Origin of the sequence: Terrabacter sp. BE26 (assembly GCF_041941675.1) — a bacterium.
Taxonomy (GTDB): Bacteria; Actinomycetota; Actinomycetes; order Actinomycetales; family Dermatophilaceae; genus Terrabacter.
In genome coordinates this window covers 1,093,375-1,109,980 of the sequence record NZ_CP090122.1, presented here as the reverse complement: position 1 = coordinate 1,109,980, position 16,606 = coordinate 1,093,375, and the positions used below count along the sequence as shown (strand labels likewise).

Annotated in this window: 16 protein-coding genes; 12 read left to right on the top strand and 4 right to left on the bottom strand. The window is 69.5% G+C overall.

Annotated elements, in window-relative coordinates:
• Positions 1–82: 82 nt before the first annotated feature.
• A complete protein-coding gene (locus LQK93_RS05205) occupies positions 83–1,720 on the bottom strand; it encodes a phosphodiester glycosidase family protein (RefSeq protein ID WP_374970490.1) in 1,638 nt (545 codons plus the stop codon).
• A gap of 146 nt (positions 1,721–1,866) precedes the next feature.
• Between LQK93_RS05205 and chrA the strand changes: the two genes are divergently transcribed.
• The 4 genes from chrA to LQK93_RS05185 all read left to right on the top strand — a co-directional run bounded on the left by chrA (position 1,867) and on the right by LQK93_RS05185 (position 5,883).
• Complete coding sequence (gene chrA, locus LQK93_RS05200; RefSeq protein ID WP_374970489.1) at positions 1,867–3,246, top strand: chromate efflux transporter; 1,380 nt, start codon at positions 1,867–1,869, stop codon at positions 3,244–3,246.
• A 237-nt stretch (positions 3,247–3,483) separates the two neighbouring features.
• Positions 3,484–4,050 carry a hypothetical protein gene (locus LQK93_RS05195; protein ID WP_374970488.1) on the top strand — a complete coding sequence of 189 codons (567 nt, stop codon included), beginning with the start codon at positions 3,484–3,486 and terminating at the stop codon, positions 4,048–4,050.
• Positions 4,051–4,414: 364 nt separating this feature from the next.
• Positions 4,415–5,053 carry a hypothetical protein gene (locus tag LQK93_RS05190; RefSeq protein ID WP_374970487.1) on the top strand — a complete coding sequence of 213 codons (639 nt, stop codon included), beginning with the start codon at positions 4,415–4,417 and terminating at the stop codon, positions 5,051–5,053.
• Between the two features lie 317 nt (positions 5,054–5,370).
• The gene (locus tag LQK93_RS05185) at positions 5,371–5,883 is read left to right on the top strand and encodes a hypothetical protein (RefSeq protein ID WP_374970486.1); all 513 of its coding nucleotides are present in this window, start codon (positions 5,371–5,373) and stop codon (positions 5,881–5,883) included.
• A 31-nt stretch (positions 5,884–5,914) separates the two neighbouring features.
• On the opposite strand, the gene LQK93_RS05180 is transcribed toward LQK93_RS05185, so the two are convergent.
• Entirely contained in the window at positions 5,915–6,163 is a 249-nt protein-coding gene (locus tag LQK93_RS05180) for a three-helix bundle dimerization domain-containing protein (protein ID WP_374970485.1), read from the bottom strand.
• 364 nt (positions 6,164–6,527) lie between these two features.
• Here LQK93_RS05180 and LQK93_RS05175 point away from each other — a divergent pair, with 364 nt between their 5' ends.
• The 3 genes from LQK93_RS05175 (at position 6,528) to LQK93_RS05165 (ending at position 10,394) form a co-directional block, all read left to right on the top strand.
• Entirely contained in the window at positions 6,528–7,802 is a 1,275-nt protein-coding gene (locus tag LQK93_RS05175) for an alkaline phosphatase family protein (protein WP_374970484.1), read from the top strand.
• A complete protein-coding gene (locus LQK93_RS05170) occupies positions 7,799–8,944 on the top strand; it encodes an alkaline phosphatase family protein (protein WP_374970483.1) in 1,146 nt (381 codons plus the stop codon). Before LQK93_RS05175 ends, LQK93_RS05170 begins: the two co-directional genes overlap by 4 nt.
• Before the next feature lie 541 nt (positions 8,945–9,485).
• Positions 9,486–10,394 carry an MIP/aquaporin family protein gene (locus tag LQK93_RS05165; protein ID WP_374970482.1) on the top strand — a complete coding sequence of 303 codons (909 nt, stop codon included), beginning with the start codon at positions 9,486–9,488 and terminating at the stop codon, positions 10,392–10,394.
• 98 nt (positions 10,395–10,492) lie between these two features.
• Here LQK93_RS05165 and LQK93_RS05160 read toward each other — a convergent pair whose 3' ends face one another.
• Positions 10,493–11,008, bottom strand: a complete 516-nt coding sequence (locus LQK93_RS05160; protein ID WP_374970481.1) for a nitroreductase family protein — start codon at positions 11,006–11,008, stop codon at positions 10,493–10,495.
• Positions 11,009–11,278: 270 nt separating this feature from the next.
• Between LQK93_RS05160 and LQK93_RS05155 the strand changes: the two genes are divergently transcribed.
• The 3 genes from LQK93_RS05155 (at position 11,279) to LQK93_RS05145 (ending at position 13,209) form a co-directional block, all read left to right on the top strand.
• Entirely contained in the window at positions 11,279–11,950 is a 672-nt protein-coding gene (locus LQK93_RS05155) for a DUF72 domain-containing protein (protein WP_374970480.1), read from the top strand.
• 109 nt (positions 11,951–12,059) lie between these two features.
• Positions 12,060–12,713, top strand: coding sequence for an O-methyltransferase (locus LQK93_RS05150; protein ID WP_374970479.1), 654 nt, complete (start codon positions 12,060–12,062; stop codon positions 12,711–12,713).
• Between the two features lie 145 nt (positions 12,714–12,858).
• Positions 12,859–13,209: a hypothetical protein gene (locus LQK93_RS05145; protein WP_374970478.1), complete on the top strand. Its 351-nt coding sequence runs from the start codon at positions 12,859–12,861 to the stop codon at positions 13,207–13,209.
• Positions 13,210–13,303: 94 nt separating this feature from the next.
• On the opposite strand, the gene LQK93_RS05140 is transcribed toward LQK93_RS05145, so the two are convergent.
• Positions 13,304–14,074, bottom strand: a complete 771-nt coding sequence (locus tag LQK93_RS05140; RefSeq protein ID WP_374970477.1) for a FadR/GntR family transcriptional regulator — start codon at positions 14,072–14,074, stop codon at positions 13,304–13,306.
• An 89-nt stretch (positions 14,075–14,163) separates the two neighbouring features.
• Between LQK93_RS05140 and LQK93_RS05135 the strand changes: the two genes are divergently transcribed.
• Positions 14,164–15,090 carry a proline iminopeptidase-family hydrolase gene (locus tag LQK93_RS05135; RefSeq protein WP_374970476.1) on the top strand — a complete coding sequence of 309 codons (927 nt, stop codon included), beginning with the start codon at positions 14,164–14,166 and terminating at the stop codon, positions 15,088–15,090.
• Between the two features lie 37 nt (positions 15,091–15,127).
• Positions 15,128–16,606, top strand: a complete 1,479-nt coding sequence (locus LQK93_RS05130; protein WP_374970475.1) for an APC family permease — start codon at positions 15,128–15,130, stop codon at positions 16,604–16,606.

Genomic DNA, 16,606 nt, shown 5'->3' with positions numbered 1-16,606 from the left:
TACGGGGCCGAGTCGCAATGGCGAGGCGACCGCCGCACCTGCGCCGTGACCGCAGTCCACCGATCGCGCAACCGTCACCTGCCTAGCGGATGACGATCGCGTCACCCACAGGTCGCTCCCCGGAGGCGTCCGAGGGGTGGGTGACCAGGCGACCGGCGATGCTCATGGCCGTGGAACCACCACCGTCGAGGTTCACCGCCTCACGCATCCCCAGAGCCTGCGCGACCCGCGCCTCTTCCGGGATGGACAACCCGAGCTGGTCGGGCTGGCGGCCGTCCACCGTGACGAGCAGGGTGCGACCGGCCGCGTCCTCACCGGCGAACGTGCGGGGGTTGCGTTGCAGCACCCACCCGTAGGCGAATGAGGGGTCGGTGGGGTGGACCATGCCGTCCGTGTTCTGGGTGATGTACTCGGCGCCGTTGCGGAGCAGCTGCGGCCCTCCGTTGACGACGGTCGTGCCGGGTCGGACCAGACTGCCTCCGCCGGCTTCGGTGAGGCGCAGGTCGAGCCGGGCAACCTGCCCGGGACGCAGTGCCGACAGTGTGGGGGTCAGGTCCCCGGTCGCCTGGACCGACCGCTGCCCGGGCTGGAGCGTTGTGCCTCGTTGGGCATCGACGCGGACCACGCGGCTGGTGCGGTCGAGCACCACCTCGGCCCCGGGGCCGGCCGGAGTCGAGGCGCCGTAGGCGGTGGTGAACGCGACGAGCTCGTCCGGGTCGGTGCACGTGGTGTCGTGCATGGGGTGGTCGGTGGGCTGGTCGCCGGCATCTCCGCCACAGTTGCGGATGAGCCCCGGCACCCGGTTGATCCCGTCGAGGGCGAGCGTTGAGGACCGGGTGCTCAAGCGGGCTTTCCACACCGGCCTGGCGATCCGGGTGTGCAGTGCGTGGGCGTCGAGGACGAGTGCCGGGCGTCCGGCCACCGTCTCGGACTCCAGGACGCCTCCGTAGACGCCGGCCCCTGCCGGGTCTCCGGGCGCGCCTGCCTTCGGGTCGAGGACGAAGAAGCCGCCGTTCACCGCGGCCTTGGCGTGGGCGTACTCGCCGAGCGCCGTGGTCGTCTCGCGGTTCACGAGGTCCGGGCCGAAGGTCGCACCGAGGCGGCCGCGGAACCGGCGCGGGTCGATGGTCAGCACGTTGATGCTCCACTGGCCCTTGGCCATGCTGGCCCCGTCCCACCCTGCGTACCAGGAGCGGCCGCTGAACCCTGCTGCCTTCAGCCGGGTGGCGTATGCCGTCGCGTCGGCCTGCGACGAGAACGTGGGGGTTGCTCGAACCCGGTATCCGATCACGCCGGCCGGGACGTCGGCGACGGCCGGCTGGCGCACGGCTTCGCTCCGTGCCGTGAAGCCGGCTGCCGCTAGGCGGCGGACGAGGTCGTCGGCGCTGGACTGGTCCTGGACCGCTCGTGGGGGTGCGTCGGGATCGGGGCTGGTGCTGCTCGAGGGGATGCTGAGCTCCACGACCCAGGGCGTGCTCGGGTCGAAGGCGCCGCGCACGATGTGGGTCGACGTCACACCGGGCTGGAGCGTCGTCGTCGTTCGGGTCTCGGGCAGACCAGCGGGGCCCAGGGGCAGCGACCGGGCGTATGCCGCGTGAGCGGCTGGAGGTGCCGCGTGGGTGGACCCGGCCGTCGTGAAGCTCACGGCGATGAGGAAGGCGGCGCCCAACGCCGCCTGGGGAGTCGACGAGGATCGGTGTGCGTTTCGCGCCAGTGACATACCGCCCACTCTGCCCGTCCCGGGCGCCGAGGAGCCCGCCGGCGGGTGAACAGGCCGTGAAGGATGGCGGCGTTCATGGAGCCGGTCCCCGGACCTGCCCGGCCGATGAGCAGACGGACACCTGAGGTCCGTGTGATCATCTGAGCGTGCCTCGAGGTAGGGCGAAGTTCGTGAACCCCAGCGGTCGTGACGTGCTACCGCTGAGGGAGGCGACTCGCGCCTGGTTCGCCATCTCGCTGCAGACTTTCGGCGGGCCTGCCGGACAGATCGCGGTCATGCAGCGAACCCTGGTCGACGAGAAGCGATGGATCGGACAGGGCCGATTCCTGCACGCCCTGAACTACTGCATGCTGCTGCCGGGGCCGGAGGCCCAGCAGCTCGCCATCTACGTCGGCTGGCTCCTGAACGGAATCCCCGGCGGCTTGATCGCCGGAACGCTGTTCGTGCTCCCCGGCGCAATGGCTCTGCTTGCCCTGTCCGCCGTCTACGTCGGCTACGGCGACACGGCTCTCGTGGATGCACTGTTCCTCGGGCTGGCGCCCGCGGTCATCGCAATCGTCGTGCAGGCCGTCGTCCGGGTCAGCAAGCGGTCGCTCACAGCCCCCGGCCTGGTCGCTCTCGCGCTTGTTGCCTTCATCGCGCTGGCGTTCTTCGCCGTCCCATTCCCGGTCGTGATCCTGCTGGCCGGTGTGCTCGGCTGGCTGCTGGCCCTCGCCCGGCCAGCGCTGGCGGCATCAAAGCCGGCACCGGCCGACGACCGGCCGGCGCCGCTCATTGCCGACGACCAGCTGCACCAGGAGCGCGGTTCGACCCGACGCTGGGTCACCATCCTGGTCGTGGGGCTTGTTCTCTGGTTCACCCCGGTGCTGCTCGCGGCAGGCGCGTTCGGCCCGAACAGCGTGTTCGTCGAGCAGGGCAGGTTCTTCTCCGGCGCGGCGGTGGTGACCTTCGGCGGGGCCTACGCAGTCCTGTCCTACGTCGCACAGCAGGCCGTGAACGTCTTCCACTGGTTGCTTCCCAACGAGATGGTCAAGGGTCTGGCGCTCGCGGAGACGACCCCCGGTCCGCTGATCATGGTCGTGCAGTTCGTCGCCTTCGTTGGCGCCTACCGCGACCCCGGCTCGCTGAACCCGTGGGTAGCGGCCGTCCTCGCCGCGCTGCTGGTCACCTGGGTGACCTTCGTGCCGTGCTTCCTGTTCATCCTGCTGGGCGCCCCGTACGTGGAGCGCCTGCGGCACAACCGCACCCTGTCGGCAGCGCTGAGCGGGATCACCGCCGCCGTCGTCGGCGTCATCGCCAGCCTGGCCGCGTTCTTCGCCGTCCACACCCTGTTCGACGGAACGCGCCACATCACGGCTGGGCCGTTCGACCTCCAGGCTCCGGTCTGGACCAGCATCCAGTGGGATGCCGTCGCTGTGATGGCGCTGGGTTTCTACCTCATCTTCGGCCGAAACTGGTCGGTGCTCCGAACCCTCGGCGGATGCGCCGTCGCGGGTGTTGCGCTTTCGCTCATCCTGGCGGTCTGACGCCATAGGTCGTCTCAGGGGCCCGTCGAGGTCAGCACGATTGTGCCCATGGGCACTCGACCGAGAGGGCGATCTTCACCGCTTGGGCGATCCGCCAGACGGTTGCTGCACCGCTCTCCACGCCCTTTGCGACGCGGGGACGAGCCGCACCCAATCCGCCCGATGCGCGACTCCGAACCAGACGTGCCAACCCACCCGGGCCCGGGAGCCGGGTCCTGAGCAGACTGGAGAGATCTCATGCGGAACCGTCGATCCTTCACCGTGGCCGGGTGCGTCGCCCTCGCCACCACCATGCTTGTTGGTCCAGCAGCCAGCGCCGAGACCCATCACCACGCGTCCGGCGACCGGGGCGGCCAGACCACCGTGGTCCTCAACCCCGACCTGCTGCCTGTCCTGACCCAGACCCTGAAGGTCCGCCCCATCCGCCCCGGCCAGCTCACAGGCCCAGGCGGCGTCGCCCGGCTGTCGTTCCCCATCACCGAGGTCGAGGGCAAGGTCATCGAGCATGCCGGGGGACTGGCCTTCACCACCGTCGGTGGTGGCGCCCTGCGCGTCACCCGGTTCAACGTTGACCTCAAGACCGGATTCCTCAACGCCAAGACCGTCTTGGACGGCACGCGACTGCCGGGCCGCGTGGACATCTTCGCGTTGCGGGCTGTCAAGCCGATCCACGGCGCCATCCCGAAGTGTGACGGAACCGCAGCAGGCCTGACCCTGACGCCTGGAGCCGCCAAGGCCCTCGGCGCCCCCAGCTTCGCCGGCGCCTTTGTCGGCGACGCGTGCGTCGCGCCCGAGGAGGACTGAGCAAACATCGCGACCTCGGAGGTGACGGCTCGAGCCCTCCGCGCCGGGAACCCACGGCACAACCTGACCGGCCGTGCCCGTGCCCAGATCCGTGCCTCTCTCTTCTACGTGTCCCTTCTACGTGGAAGAGAGAGGCACGCCAACGTAGCCGTGCCGGTTCGCTCCAATCACCCCGGTAGAACGATGCGGCGCTGCTTGAGCGTGACGGAGGCTGGTGTCAGCGGCGCACCATGACGAGACCCGGCCGCGGGTACCAGTGAAAGCCTGAGGAGCGACGATGTCACGACGGGCCCCCTTCGTTCCTGATGGCGTGCCGGTGCTGTCACCCGGTCGCCACCGCAGTCCCCGCAAGGGTGCGTGCTTCATGGAGATGGCTTCGTTTCTGGCTGGTGAGCGGTGGAGTGATCGCCCGGCCTGCACCGATCCGGTGCTCGCTGAGTTGGCCCGTTGGGTCAACGACATGCTGGATCACCCGCATCGTCAGCGGCTGGTGATGATGGTCCCGGAGGTGGTCGGTCTCACACCAGACGACCCGCGGGCGACGACGGGTCTGCTGTTGACCGCGGCCCGCGCTGCACTTCCGGTCGCGGCACCGGAGCGGCAGTGCATCATGGCGCTGGCGATTCTGAACGCCGAGCGGGTGCTCGCCGACCGGGAAGGTCGCTCTCCCGACCACCTTTCCGAGCCTTCCCGATCCGCTCTCACGAGTTCCCCGGGGGCCGAGAGCTGGGCGCGCGCCCAGCTGGCCCGCCGTGGCTTCAGTCCGGCAGCCGTGCGGCCCTCCAGCGCTGCCAAGGTCGTGTCGTTGGCCGTCGACGGCATCGCGCGGGCTTGGATCGACGACCGCCAGGAGCGCCTCGTCGATCTCCTGCGCGACGGTATCGACGTCATGGCTGCCTTCTCGCCCCTCGTGCCCGACCCGCTCGTCGTGTCCTGGCCGGTGCGGGAGCCGGGTGTCCGCCAGACGGCAGCCACGCGGAAGGCGCGCAGCCACCCCGGCTGAACCGGTGCGGCAAGGCGCCTGCCGTCCGGCACGGCGCCTGCGCGACGCCTGTGTCTCTCTACCCCTTCAGGTGCTCGGCACGTGCGACGCCCATTGCTGCGCCTGGGGCCGCGCAGTCCAGGAGTCCAACCGAGGGGATTCTGGTTCCCGCACCGTAGGCGCTTGTTCACGAAGAGTTGGGTCTCCCGAAAGGCTCGACAACTAGCGTGGAATCGATCGCTTCCTCGGAGATTCCAGGGATGCACAGGCTCGTTGCATCGGTGAGGCGAACTATGGGTTCGGGTCCAGACCGGCTGACGTTACAGGTGGGCGCGCACTTGAGCGCCGACGACGGTGCCTGCCTGATGGAGCTCGTGGCCATGGCCGCGGGTGAGCAATGGGGAGACAGCCCGGCATGTACGCATCCTCTTCTGGCGCACGTGGCCAGGCGCGTCAATGACGCCATCTCGGACGACGGGCGTCGTGCACTGACGTCCCTGATCCCGGCGCTGGTCGGCGCCCACGCGGAGGGAGCCTGGGTGTATGCCGCGATTGCTGCCGCCTGCACCGGCACCGCCTCGGAGCGGTGTCCCTCCTCATGGCTGCGGGCCCTGGGTTCCGCCGCCACGGCCCGGGCAGATGCAGGTGACACCCGAAGGCGCTGGCTGTACGTCCACGGCATGGCCTATCGGAGCGTGGACCTTGCGGTGTTCTGCGTGTCAGGGCTCGAGCAGCGGGAAGCGGACGAAGCGCTGCGATCCATGCTCGAGGAGGCCATCGTGAGGGTCTGCGCAGATCGATCGTCCTGGCGGAGCTTCGGCCAGCGCCTCACGCCCCTCGGTGTGGTGTAGCCACGCATTCCAGAATCTCGAGGTGGAGTGTTCAGTCATCCGTGGGCGCGCTGGAGGTCTGTTTGTCTCCGGAAACGTCACCATCCCGCAGAGCGAACACGAGACGATCGCGTGCCGCGTGCTCGACCAGTACGGGCACGAAGTCCCGGCCGGGCCCGACCAGTTCCGAATGGGCCAACCTGACCGCCGCCGCGATGACATCGGGATGCAGCTCGGGGAAGCCCTTCTCGAGGCGAGCCTGCACCTCAGCCAGCGCCTCGCGCTCCGCGGCGCGGTCCATAGTCCCATGCTCCGGCACCGCCAGAGGGGCCGCAACCGCCCCTCCACCCGCTTCCGCTCGTCCCGGGGCACCCTGCTCACGTGACCGTGCGGAAGCGCCATGGCAAGACCCGAGCCTCGATGAGGCTGGCAAAAGGACCATCAAGCGAGCAGGATGCGCGAGCCAACATCGCACTGCTCGCGGCGTAACAGACTGACACGGGAACTCCTCTGTCTCAGAGTGGGTTTCGACGTGCTGTCTGTGCTGTGTGTCCCACATCAGCAGCCACGGCGTCCCTGGGCGAACTTCTGGTGAACGCCGCGTGAGGCGACCCTTCTCGCCTTGGTGTGCGTGATCCGCGGCCGTTAGCGTCGGGCGGGTGAAAATGACGCGGCGACACTTCCTCGGCAGCGCGGCGGCAGCAGGAGGCGCGCTCGCGCTCTCCGGCGGCTCGCCGGTACTGGGCCTGCAGGAGGCTGACGCTGCCGTGGCCCTTCCGCCCCCCGGCGCCTCCGGCATCGACCACGTCGTGGTGGTGATGATGGAGAACCGCTCCTTCGACCACTTCATGGGCTGGCTGCCAGGGGCGAACGGCAAGCAGGCGGGCCTGAGCTACGTCGACCGTTACGGCATCGCCCGCCCCACCCACCACCTGACCGGGTTCGCCAGCTGCGGCCACAACGACCCGGACCACTCGCAGGAGGGTGGCCTGATCCAGCTCAACGGCGGCAGGGCCGACGGCTGGCTCCGCGCCGGCGAGGACGACCGGCTGCCCATCGGCTACTACCAGCAGGCCGACCTGCCCTTCCTGGGCCGGGCCGCGCCCGCCTGGACGATGTGCGACGGCTACTTCTCCGCCGTGATGGCCGAGACCTACCCCAACCGCTTCTACCTGCACGCGGGCCAGACCGACCGGATCCACAACTCCACGGCGACCTCGAGCCTTCCGACGATCTGGGACCGCCTGGCCGCGGCCGGGCGCACGGGCCGGTACTACTTCTCGGACGTGCCGTTCGTCGCGCTGTGGGGCACGAGGTACCTGCCGATCTCCAAGCCGTTCGCGACGTTCCTCACGGACGCCGCTGCGGGAACGCTGCCCGACGTGTCGTTCATCGACCCGAGGTTCGAGGACGAGAGCTCCGGCTCCTCGAGCGACGACCACCCGCACGCGGACATCCGCGCCGGGGAGCAGTTCCTGGGGGAGGTCTACCAAGCGGTCACCTCGAGCCCGAACTGGTCGCGGACCCTGCTCGTCGTCACCTTCGACGAGTGGGGCGGCTTCTACGACCACGTGGCCCCCGGCACAGCCCCGGACGTCAGCGCCAGCACCTCCCTGCGCGGCTTCCGCGTCCCGGCGCTCATCGTCTCTCCGCGGGCGCGCCGCGGGTTCGTGGCGCACAACACCTACGACCACACCTCGATCCTGAAGGCGATCGAGTGGCGTTGGGGTCTGGCGCCCCTCACGCCTCGCGACTCGAACGCCCGCAACATCGCCGAGGTCCTCGACTTCGCGACTGCGCCGAACCTCACCGCGCCGCACTTCACGGTGCCGCCGTTCACCGCCACCGCATGCGCGCCCGACGTTGTGACGGGCCCCGAACAGTCCGAATGGTCACAGCTGAAGACCAAAGCGATCGCCGACGGATGGAACCTCCCGTGACCCGCCACTCTCACCGCCTGCGCCAAGCCCCCCGGGCGGTGCTCGCCGCAGCCGTCGCCACGCTTGCACTGCTCGTGGCGGGTGTCACCCTCTCGAGCCCGAGCGGCGCGGCGACGAGCGCGGCGGCATACGTCCCCCCGATCAAGCACGTCTTCGTCATCAACATCGAGAACAAGGGCTACGACAAGACCTGGGGAGCCGGATCCGCCGCTCCGTACCTCTCACAGACCCTCCGGTCCCAGGGGGTGCTGCTCGACACCTACTACGGCACCGCGCACAACTCCCAGCCGAACTACGTCGCCCAGATCTCGGGTCAGGGGCCCAACGCCCAGATGCAGGGCGACTGCCAGGTCTACTCGCGGTTTGCCGGAACCGGCACCGCGAGCCCGGGACAGGCCGTCGGCAACGGCTGCGTCTTCCCCACGTCGGTGCCCAACCTCACCGACCAGCTGAGCGGGCAGAAGCTGACGTGGAAGGGCTACATGGAGGACATGGCCACGCCCTGCCAGCACCCCACCCTCGACGCCGTCGACCCGACGCAGAAGGCCGCGGTCGGCAACCAGTACGCCGTGCGGCACAACCCCTTCATGTACTTCTCCTCCATCACCGGCTCGCCCACCTGCGCCCAGCACGTCGTGGGCCTTGACGCCCTCGCCTCCGACCTGGCCTCGACGACCACCACCCCGAACCTGAGCTACATCACGCCGAACCTGTGCCACGACGGCCACGACTCCCCGTGCGTCGACGGCCAGCCCGGCGGACTGACCAGCGTCGACGAGTGGATGAAGGTCTGGGTGCCCAAGATCCTCAACTCCCCGGCCTACAAGGCCGACGGGATGATCGTCATCACGTCCGACGAGTCCGACGGCCCCCAGACCGACGCCACCGCCTGCTGCAACGAGGGCCCCGGACCCAACGCCGCACTGCCGGGCATCACCGGCCCCGGCGGCGGCCGCATCGGCGCGCTCGTGCTCTCCCGCTACGTCAAGCCGAACACGTGGAGCACCACCAGCTACAACCACTACTCGCTGCTGGCCTCCATCGAGGACATCTTCCGGCTGCCCTACCTCGGCTACGCCCAGACGTCGGGGCTGGGCCGCTTCGGCCTCGACGTCTACAACAGCGGCTGGAACCAACGCTGACCTGTGCCGGGAACCGAAGCGCCCCTCGGCCGGACAGCTGTCTCGCTGGGCGGGTCTGTCGTCAGACGTCCGGTCATCCCGCCCGACGGACGACGTCCACCCTGCCGTGGCGGGCCCGTCGATGGCTCTGTCGTCTTCGCGCTGTCCGGCGGTACGGCGAAGTCGAGACCGGCATCCACCTTGGCGGATGAATCCGACGGCCAACGCGACGACGGGCCGCCCGACCAGGCTCCGTTCGCGGCGATTGACGCCGAACCGGTAGCGGGGTCTCGAACGCCACATCGAACCGGATGACCAAGGACTATCCGCCCACCATCCACCCGACGGGTCGATGGCGCCGGTTCACCCACTGCGGTCGATGCGGCTTCCGTTTCACCGGACTCGACTTGATGAGTTGGGATGCTCAGGCCACTCGGCAGCTGCGCCAAGGAGTCCCCCGCAGCGGGTCTCACCGCGGGAGCCCATGACCAGTGCCAGGCATGAGCGCGGCAGACGACGAGAGGAGGGTCCGTTGGCGACCCAACCCGATGAGCAGGTCCCAATGGACGCTGGGAGCGCGCACGCTGGTACCCCCCGCAACGCCGCCCGCCATGCGGAGGTCGCCCTGAGGTCGATCGGACAGCCGAACTCGGTGGCCGGCGAGTTCGACTTCTGGGACGACCACTACGAGGGAAGACGCCTGTTCTCCGAGCTGCTCGGCACCTTCTTCCTCGTCCTCGCCGCGGTTGGCGGCGGGATGGTCGACTCCCGCTTCGGCGGCAACGCGGTTCCCTATGGCGCAAAGGTCGTCTCGCCCGCGCTGATGGTGGCGGCCATCATCCTCTTCATGGGCACCGTCTCCGGCGCGCACCTGAATCCTGCGGTGAGCATTGCCTTCGCCGCCCGCGGCGACTTCCCGTGGCGACGTGTCCCGGCCTACATCGTGGCCCAGTTCCTCGGCGCCGCTTTGGCCACCCTGCTGTTGTGGGCCTTCCTCGGCAAGCAAGGGAGCGCCGGCCTGACCCTTCCCGGACCCGGCATCTCCACGACCAGCGCGATGCTCTGGGAGGTCGTGCTCACCGCCGGGCTGGTGAGCGTCATCCTGGGCACCGCCTCCGGCGCCCAGCAGATCGGGCCGCTGGCCGCAATCGGGGTAGGCGGCTACATCGCGCTCGCCGGACTGTGGGGATCGCCGGTCAGCGGCGCCTCGATGAATCCCGCCCGATCGCTCGGCCCGGCACTGGTCAAGGGCGACTGGACCGCATGGTGGGCCTATCTGGTCGGCCCGGTGGCGGGTGCCCTGATCGCCGTGGGGATCGCTTACATCCTGCGGGGCCGGGGCGGTGGCCGCAGCGGCATCGCGGCCGCCCAAGGCACCCTCGGTGCCGAGTGGATCTCGGACTCCCGGCCCGCGATCCTGACCCCGGGGCCTGAAGCGTCGGAGGCCGACGGCCCCACATCGAGCGGATGAACGTCGCGCGACACAGAAGCCGACCTTGATCTGTTCGGGGACCGAATCTGCGGTTCGCGCACCTCGAGGACCAGCGTGCCGAGCTGGATCTCCATCGGTCACCACCGTCCGCGGTGCACGACCTCGTCGAAGGGGCGTCGGTCCGGCCGGTTGATGACGGCCAGGGGCTTGTCCGACGGGTGGCCGACTGAGAGCAGGTAGGCCAGGAAGTGGCCTTCCGGGAACCCGAGGACGGCCCGGGCCTGGTCCTGGTCCACGGCGGCGGCATGCCCCGTGCCGATGCCGAGGTCCGCGGCGGCGACCATCATCGCGTAGGTCGCCTGACCGAGGTCGTACTGCAGCAGGGCCGACTTCTGGTCGTCTTCCGGCTCTGGCGCGACGATCGCGATGGCCGCTGCCGCTCGGGCGACGTGCTGCGCGCCCTGCCAGACCTTCGCCAGCTCGGCCAGCTGTGCCCGGTCGGTGACGACGACGAAGTCCCACGGTTGCCAGTTGCCCGCCGACGGGGCGCGTCGGCCGGCTTCGAGAATGCGGTCGAGCGCCTCCTCGGGGACGGGCTCGTCGGTGAACTGCCGAACGTTGCGGCGCGCCCGTATGGCGTCCCAGGTCTCCATGGAGACATCGTGCGCCTCAGGCGCCGGCGCGACCAGCCCCCGCTGGTCCGCGCTCGACCTCGTCTCGGGCGGCTCTTCCTCGTTCATGGATCGACGCCGATCTCGCGCGGCGCGCCAGGGCCTCGCCCGGGCGCATCCCTTGAGAGACTCGGCCCCATGGCCGACTGGGACATGCCGCGCAGGACGTCGGAGCAAGACTGCAGCTCCCGGGAGTCATAGGTGGACGTTCGCGTCGGGCTGTGCGGTTGGACTGTCTCCCAGTCCTCGTACGTGCGGCGTTTCCCGGTCGTGGAGGTGCAGCACACGTTCTACGACCCGCCGGCGGACGCTGTGCTGAAGCGCTGGCGGACCCAGGTGCCGGCCGACTTCGAGTTCACGATCAAGGCGTGGCAGATCGTGACCCACGAGTCCAACAGCCCCACCTACCGCCGGCTGAGGCAGCCCTTGCCCGACAGCGCCCGTGGCCAGGTGGGGGCGTTCCGGACGACCCCTGAGGTTCTCGCGGGTTGGCAGCGCACCCTCGAGTGCGCCCGCCTGCTCCGGGCTACTGCCGTGCTTCTCCAGTGCCCGGCAAGCTTTCGCCCGACGGCCGAGAACATCAGACGGCTGCGTGGCTTCATGTCGCAGGTGGAGCGGCCGGCCGCTCGGCTGCTGTGGGAGCCCCGGGGCCGGTGGCCCAGGCAGCTGCTCGCAGACCTGTGTGCTGAGCTGGACCTGGTCCACGTCGTGGACCCCATGCAGACCGAGACGGTCACGCCGGAGCAGACCTACTACCGGCTGCACGGCACCTCGGGCGCGCGGCACGTCCACACCGATGACGAGCTGCGCCGGCTGCGGCATCTGGTCGAGGGCCGACCGTCGCCGTACGTCATGTTCAACAACCTGCCGCGGGTCGGTGACGCAGAGCGGTTCCTCGCCCTGCTCTCCGGTGAGGGTTCGTGAACCAGCCGCGGTAGGCGACGTGGTCCGCCGCTGGAACTCCGGTCCCCGGCCAGCGGCACCGGTTCGTGAAGGAGTCCTCACCGGGTCGCGGGAGGCGTAGCGTCCGAGGATGCGCAGCTTCCCGGTGACCGACGAGATTCGCTCCTACGCCGTGTCGCACGGGACCTGGCGCCCCGACGCTGTGGTGCGTGAGCTCCAGGCGGAGACAGTCGAGCTGGGGGACGTGGCAGGCATGCAGATCGGTGACGACCAAGGCCAGCTGCTCACGATGCTGGCCCGGCTGATCGGTGCGCGCCGAGCAGTCGAGGTGGGAACGTTCACCGGCTACTCGAGCTTGTGCATCGCTCGGGGGCTGGCTGAGGGCGGTTCACTGCTGTGTTGCGATGTCAGCGTCGAGTGGACCGCGATCGGCCAGCGCGCCTGGGCCGCGGCTGGTCTGGCCGACCGGATCGAGCTGCGCATCGCACCGGCGATCGACACCTTGCGCGCCCTACCCGCGGCCGCCGACATCGACCTGGTCTTCATCGACGCGGACAAGCCCTCGTACGCCACCTACTGGGAAGAGCTGGTGCCGCGAGTCCGCCCCGGCGGCCTGCTTCTTGCGGACAACGTCCTGTGGGGCGGCCGCATCACCGACCCGGAGGCGACCGACGAGAACACCACCGCGCTGCGCGCCTTCAACGACCGGGTGGCCTCGGACGAGCGCGTGGAGGCCATGATCCTGACCGCATTCGATGGACTGACCATCGCTCGACGGCGGTAGGGGAAGGCTGCAGGCGCCGGCAGCTTGCGCGCCGCCGGTCGGAGGAGAAGCGCCGGGCCCTCCGGAGGCGGCGCAATGACCGACCACGAGCCGATCCGTGCCCCCGCGATGTCAAGATGTGAGCGTGGGGTCAGACACTCGGATGGTGGCTTTGGGCTTCGGCAAGTTCGCGCGCGCGGATCGCATCTTTGCCCTCGAGCGAATCACCGGGGAGGAACGCGGTGATGGCCGGCGCACCCGGGTCTGGATCGATGGCATCTCCGATCCGTTGATCGCGTCGAGGACCGAGGGCACGATCCTTCGTGACATGGGCCAGGAGGCCGCCGCGGTCGGGCCGGAGCTTGACGAGGCCTTGGACCTGGCGGCGCGTCTGGCGGCCGCCGCCGATGAGGGTCGCGTCGACCTGAGCGACCTCGGTCGTCGCGCGAGACGCCTTCTTGCCTCGACGACGGGGATTGCATCTGCCTCGGACGCAGCAGACGGTCACCGGGCCTGAGGGCGGCCGGGCTGATCTCGGCGCGCGCCCCTGGCCCACCTGGCCCCGCTCACGCGCCGCACCCCGAGACGCCCGAGTGGAAGGTCGACCTTCGCTACACCTCAGTCGGAGGCACCCAGCTGCCGCGAGCGCGTTGGAGGCCGGCTCGCATCGTCTCGAGCGTCAGCCGGAAGTGCGCCTGTGCGCACCGGTTCGCCGCGTCCGACTCCCCCCGCACCACGTGCCCGACCAGCTCGACGTGCTGCGCCAGCGCCTCGTCGTAGAACTCCTGCGTGTACGGCTCGACCCCGAAGCCCAAGGTGGCCGCCGCCGTCAGGTGGGCACTCAGTGACGTGAGGTGCGGGTTGCGCGCAGCCGCCGTGATGAGACCGTGCAGCCGCCGGTCGGCGTTGCGCGCCTCGGTCATCGACGTCGCCGCCCGGAACTCCTCGAGCGACTTCTCCAGCGCCGCAACGTCCTCCGAAGTGCGGCGCTCCGCAGCGGCACGCGCGATCATCCCCTCGACCATGCACCGGTAGTCGTAGAGGTCGAGCAGCCGTGGGATCTCCGTCTCGAGCGTCCGTCGCGCCACGTCCGGTGCGACGTCCTCCCACGACGCCGAAGCGACGAAGGCGCCGCCCGCCCGCCCACGTCGGATCTCGACGAGCCCGAGCTCGGTCACGTGCTGCAGCGCCTGGCGCACCGTCGCCCGGCTGACACCGAGCGAGGCCGCCAGGTCGCGCTCGGGCGGGAGCCTCTCGCCGGGGGAGTACTCGCCCACCGCGATGGCCGTGATGAGCCGGTCCGTGAGCGACGTCGCCTTGGTGCGGGGCTCGCCGAGGAGCACGACGGGATCCCGGTCCTCCCGCTCCGGATGGCTCTGCACGCATGCAGTCTAGGTGCGACCCGCCCAAAGGTCTTGTCACCGGACCATTTGCGTGGTCCACTTTGGTCCGGTTCCCCAGAGGAGGATGCATGGCAACGACGCGCGACCCGCGCTTCCCCGACCCGACCACCGAGGGTGAGGTCGACTTCCGTGGTCACCGCACCTGGTACCGCGTCACCGGTGAGCTCGACCCGGATGCCGACCAGGCCCCCCTCGTCGTGCTCCACGGCGGCCCGGGCGCGGCCCACAACTACACGCTGACGATGGCCAACCTGGCCGGCCGCGGGCGCACGGTCGTGCACTACGACCAGCTCGGCTGCGGCGGCAGCACCCACCTGCCCGACGCCCCCGCCGACTTCTGGACGCCACAGCTCTTCGTCGACGAGCTGCGCAACCTGGTGCAGGCGCTCGGCATCGACCGACGCTTCCACCTTCTGGGCCAGTCGTGGGGCGGCATGCTCGGTCCCGAGGTGGTCCTCGCCGACGACACCGGCATCCAGAGCCTGACGATCTGCGACTCGCCGGCGTCGATGGAACTGTGGCTGGAGGCAGCCAACACGCTCCGCGGCGAGCTGCCCGAGGACGTCCAGGAGACCCTGACCCGCCACGAGGAGGCCGGCACCACCGACTCGAAGGAGTACGCCGAGGCGGAGAAGGTCTTCTACGACCGGCACGTGTGCCGTGTCGTGCCCAACCCGCCCGAGGTGACCGACTCCTTCACCCAGATCGAGGCGGAGCCCACCGTCTACCACACGATGAACGGGCCCTCGGAGTTCCACGTGGTCGGGTCGCTCAAGGACTGGTCGGTCGTCGACCGGCTCGACGGCATACGCGTCCCGACGCTCGTCATCGCCGGTGCGCACGACGAGGCGATGCCCCTGGTGTGGGAGCCGTTCGTCGAGCGCATTCCCGACGTGCGCTCGCACGTCTTCCCCGACTCGAGCCACATGCCGCACGTCGAGGAGCCCGAGGCCTTCCTCGACGTCGTCGAGTCCTTCCTGAGCCAGCACGACTGACCCTGCGCCCCGCGCCAACCCGACCCGGAGGTCACGCATGTCCAACTACGACAGTCACACACTCGGTGAGGGAGACCTCACCGAGTTCGGCTACAAGCAGGAGCTGAGCCGTGGCCTCTCCACGGCCGACCTGCTCATCTACGGCCTCGTCTTCATGGTGCCGATCGCGCCGTGGGCGATCTACGGCACCGTCTACAACGAGGCGAAGGGCATGGTGCCCCTCGTCTACCTCATCGGCCTCGTCGCGATGATCTTCACCGCCCTGTCGTACGCCCAGATGAGCCGGGCGTTCCCGATAGCCGGCTCGGTGTACTCCTACGTCGGCCGCGGGATGCACCCCAAGCTCGGCTTCATCGCCGGCTGGACGATCCTGCTCGACTACCTGCTGGTGCCGACGCTGCTCTACGTCTTCGCCGCCGAGTCGATGTCGGGCATCTTCCCGGCCGTGCCGAAGTGGGCCTGGATCCTCATCTTCCTGGCCGTCAACACCGCCATCAACTACGTCGGCATCTCGTTCACGGCCGTCGTCAACCGACTCTTCCTCGCCGCCGAGGTGCTCTTCATCGTCATCTTCGTCATCATGGCGATCGTCGCCATCGCGAACGGGACCGGCGGCGCCCACGTCACCGCCAAGCCGATCTTCGACGCCGCCAACTTCTCGGCGCCGCTCGTCGGCACGGCGCTGTCGATCGCGGTGCTGTCGTTCCTCGGCTTCGACGGGATCGCCACCCTGGCCGAGGAGAGCAAGGGTGGCCATCGCTCCGCCGGGATCGCCATGATCGGCGGCCTCTTCCTCGTGGCCTTCTTCTTCGTCAGCCAGACCTGGCTCGCGGGCATGCTGATCCCCAACACGACCTCCTTCCCCGATGAGGAGGCCGGCAACGCGTTCTTCGACATCGTCGGCAAGATCAGCAGCAACGGCTGGCAGATCGCGTTCCTGGCCATGAACGCCCTGGCCGTCGGTATCGCGAATGCCGTTGCGGCACAGAGCGCCACGTCCCGCCTGCTGTTCTCGATGAGCCGCGACGGCCAGCTGCCGCGCTTCCTCGCCCACATCAACACCCGCAGCAAGGTGCCCGAGCGCGCCATCCTGCTCGTCGCCGGCATCACGCTCATGCTCGGCCTCTTCTTCGTCGGCCAGATCAGCCTCATCAGCTCGCTGGTGAACTTCGGCGCACTCACCTCGTTCCTGCTGCTGCACCTGTCGGTCATCACCTACTTCGGCCTGCGGCGCAAGTCGCGCAACGTCTTCCTGCACTGGGTCGGCCCGGTGATCGGGTTTATCATCATCGGCTTCGTGTTGTGGAACGCGGAGCCGGCCGCCAAGATCGGCGGCCTGGCGTGGCTGGTCATCGGCATCCTCGTGCTGGCGTACTACAGCCGCAAGGGAATCGGCATCCTGCCTGAGCACCGGGCCGACGCCGCGGCACCCGCCGTTCCGTCCGCCAGCACGTCTGCCGGCACGTCCGCAGAGGCAGCCGCCGGCCTCCACCCCTCTGTCGACCAGAAGGGCTGA

What these genes read in the sequence shown, in the direction of transcription:
- LQK93_RS05180 (WP_374970485.1), bottom strand. Translation starts at nt 6,163, where the DNA reads ATGGACCGCGCCGCGGAGCGCGAGGCGCTGGCTGAGGTGCAGGCTCGC.
- LQK93_RS05190 (WP_374970487.1), top strand. Translation starts at nt 4,415, where the DNA reads ATGGAGATGGCTTCGTTTCTGGCTGGTGAGCGGTGGAGTGATCGCCCG.
- LQK93_RS05130 (WP_374970475.1), top strand. Translation starts at nt 15,128, where the DNA reads ATGTCCAACTACGACAGTCACACACTCGGTGAGGGAGACCTCACCGAG.
- LQK93_RS05160 (WP_374970481.1), bottom strand. Translation starts at nt 11,008, where the DNA reads ATGGAGACCTGGGACGCCATACGGGCGCGCCGCAACGTTCGGCAGTTC.
- LQK93_RS05135 (WP_374970476.1), top strand. Translation starts at nt 14,164, where the DNA reads ATGGCAACGACGCGCGACCCGCGCTTCCCCGACCCGACCACCGAGGGT.
- LQK93_RS05195 (WP_374970488.1), top strand. Translation starts at nt 3,484, where the DNA reads ATGCGGAACCGTCGATCCTTCACCGTGGCCGGGTGCGTCGCCCTCGCC.
- LQK93_RS05150 (WP_374970479.1), top strand. Translation starts at nt 12,060, where the DNA reads ATGCGCAGCTTCCCGGTGACCGACGAGATTCGCTCCTACGCCGTGTCG.
- LQK93_RS05205 (WP_374970490.1), bottom strand. Translation starts at nt 1,720, where the DNA reads ATGTCACTGGCGCGAAACGCACACCGATCCTCGTCGACTCCCCAGGCG.
- LQK93_RS05175 (WP_374970484.1), top strand. Translation starts at nt 6,528, where the DNA reads ATGACGCGGCGACACTTCCTCGGCAGCGCGGCGGCAGCAGGAGGCGCG.
- LQK93_RS05165 (WP_374970482.1), top strand. Translation starts at nt 9,486, where the DNA reads ATGGACGCTGGGAGCGCGCACGCTGGTACCCCCCGCAACGCCGCCCGC.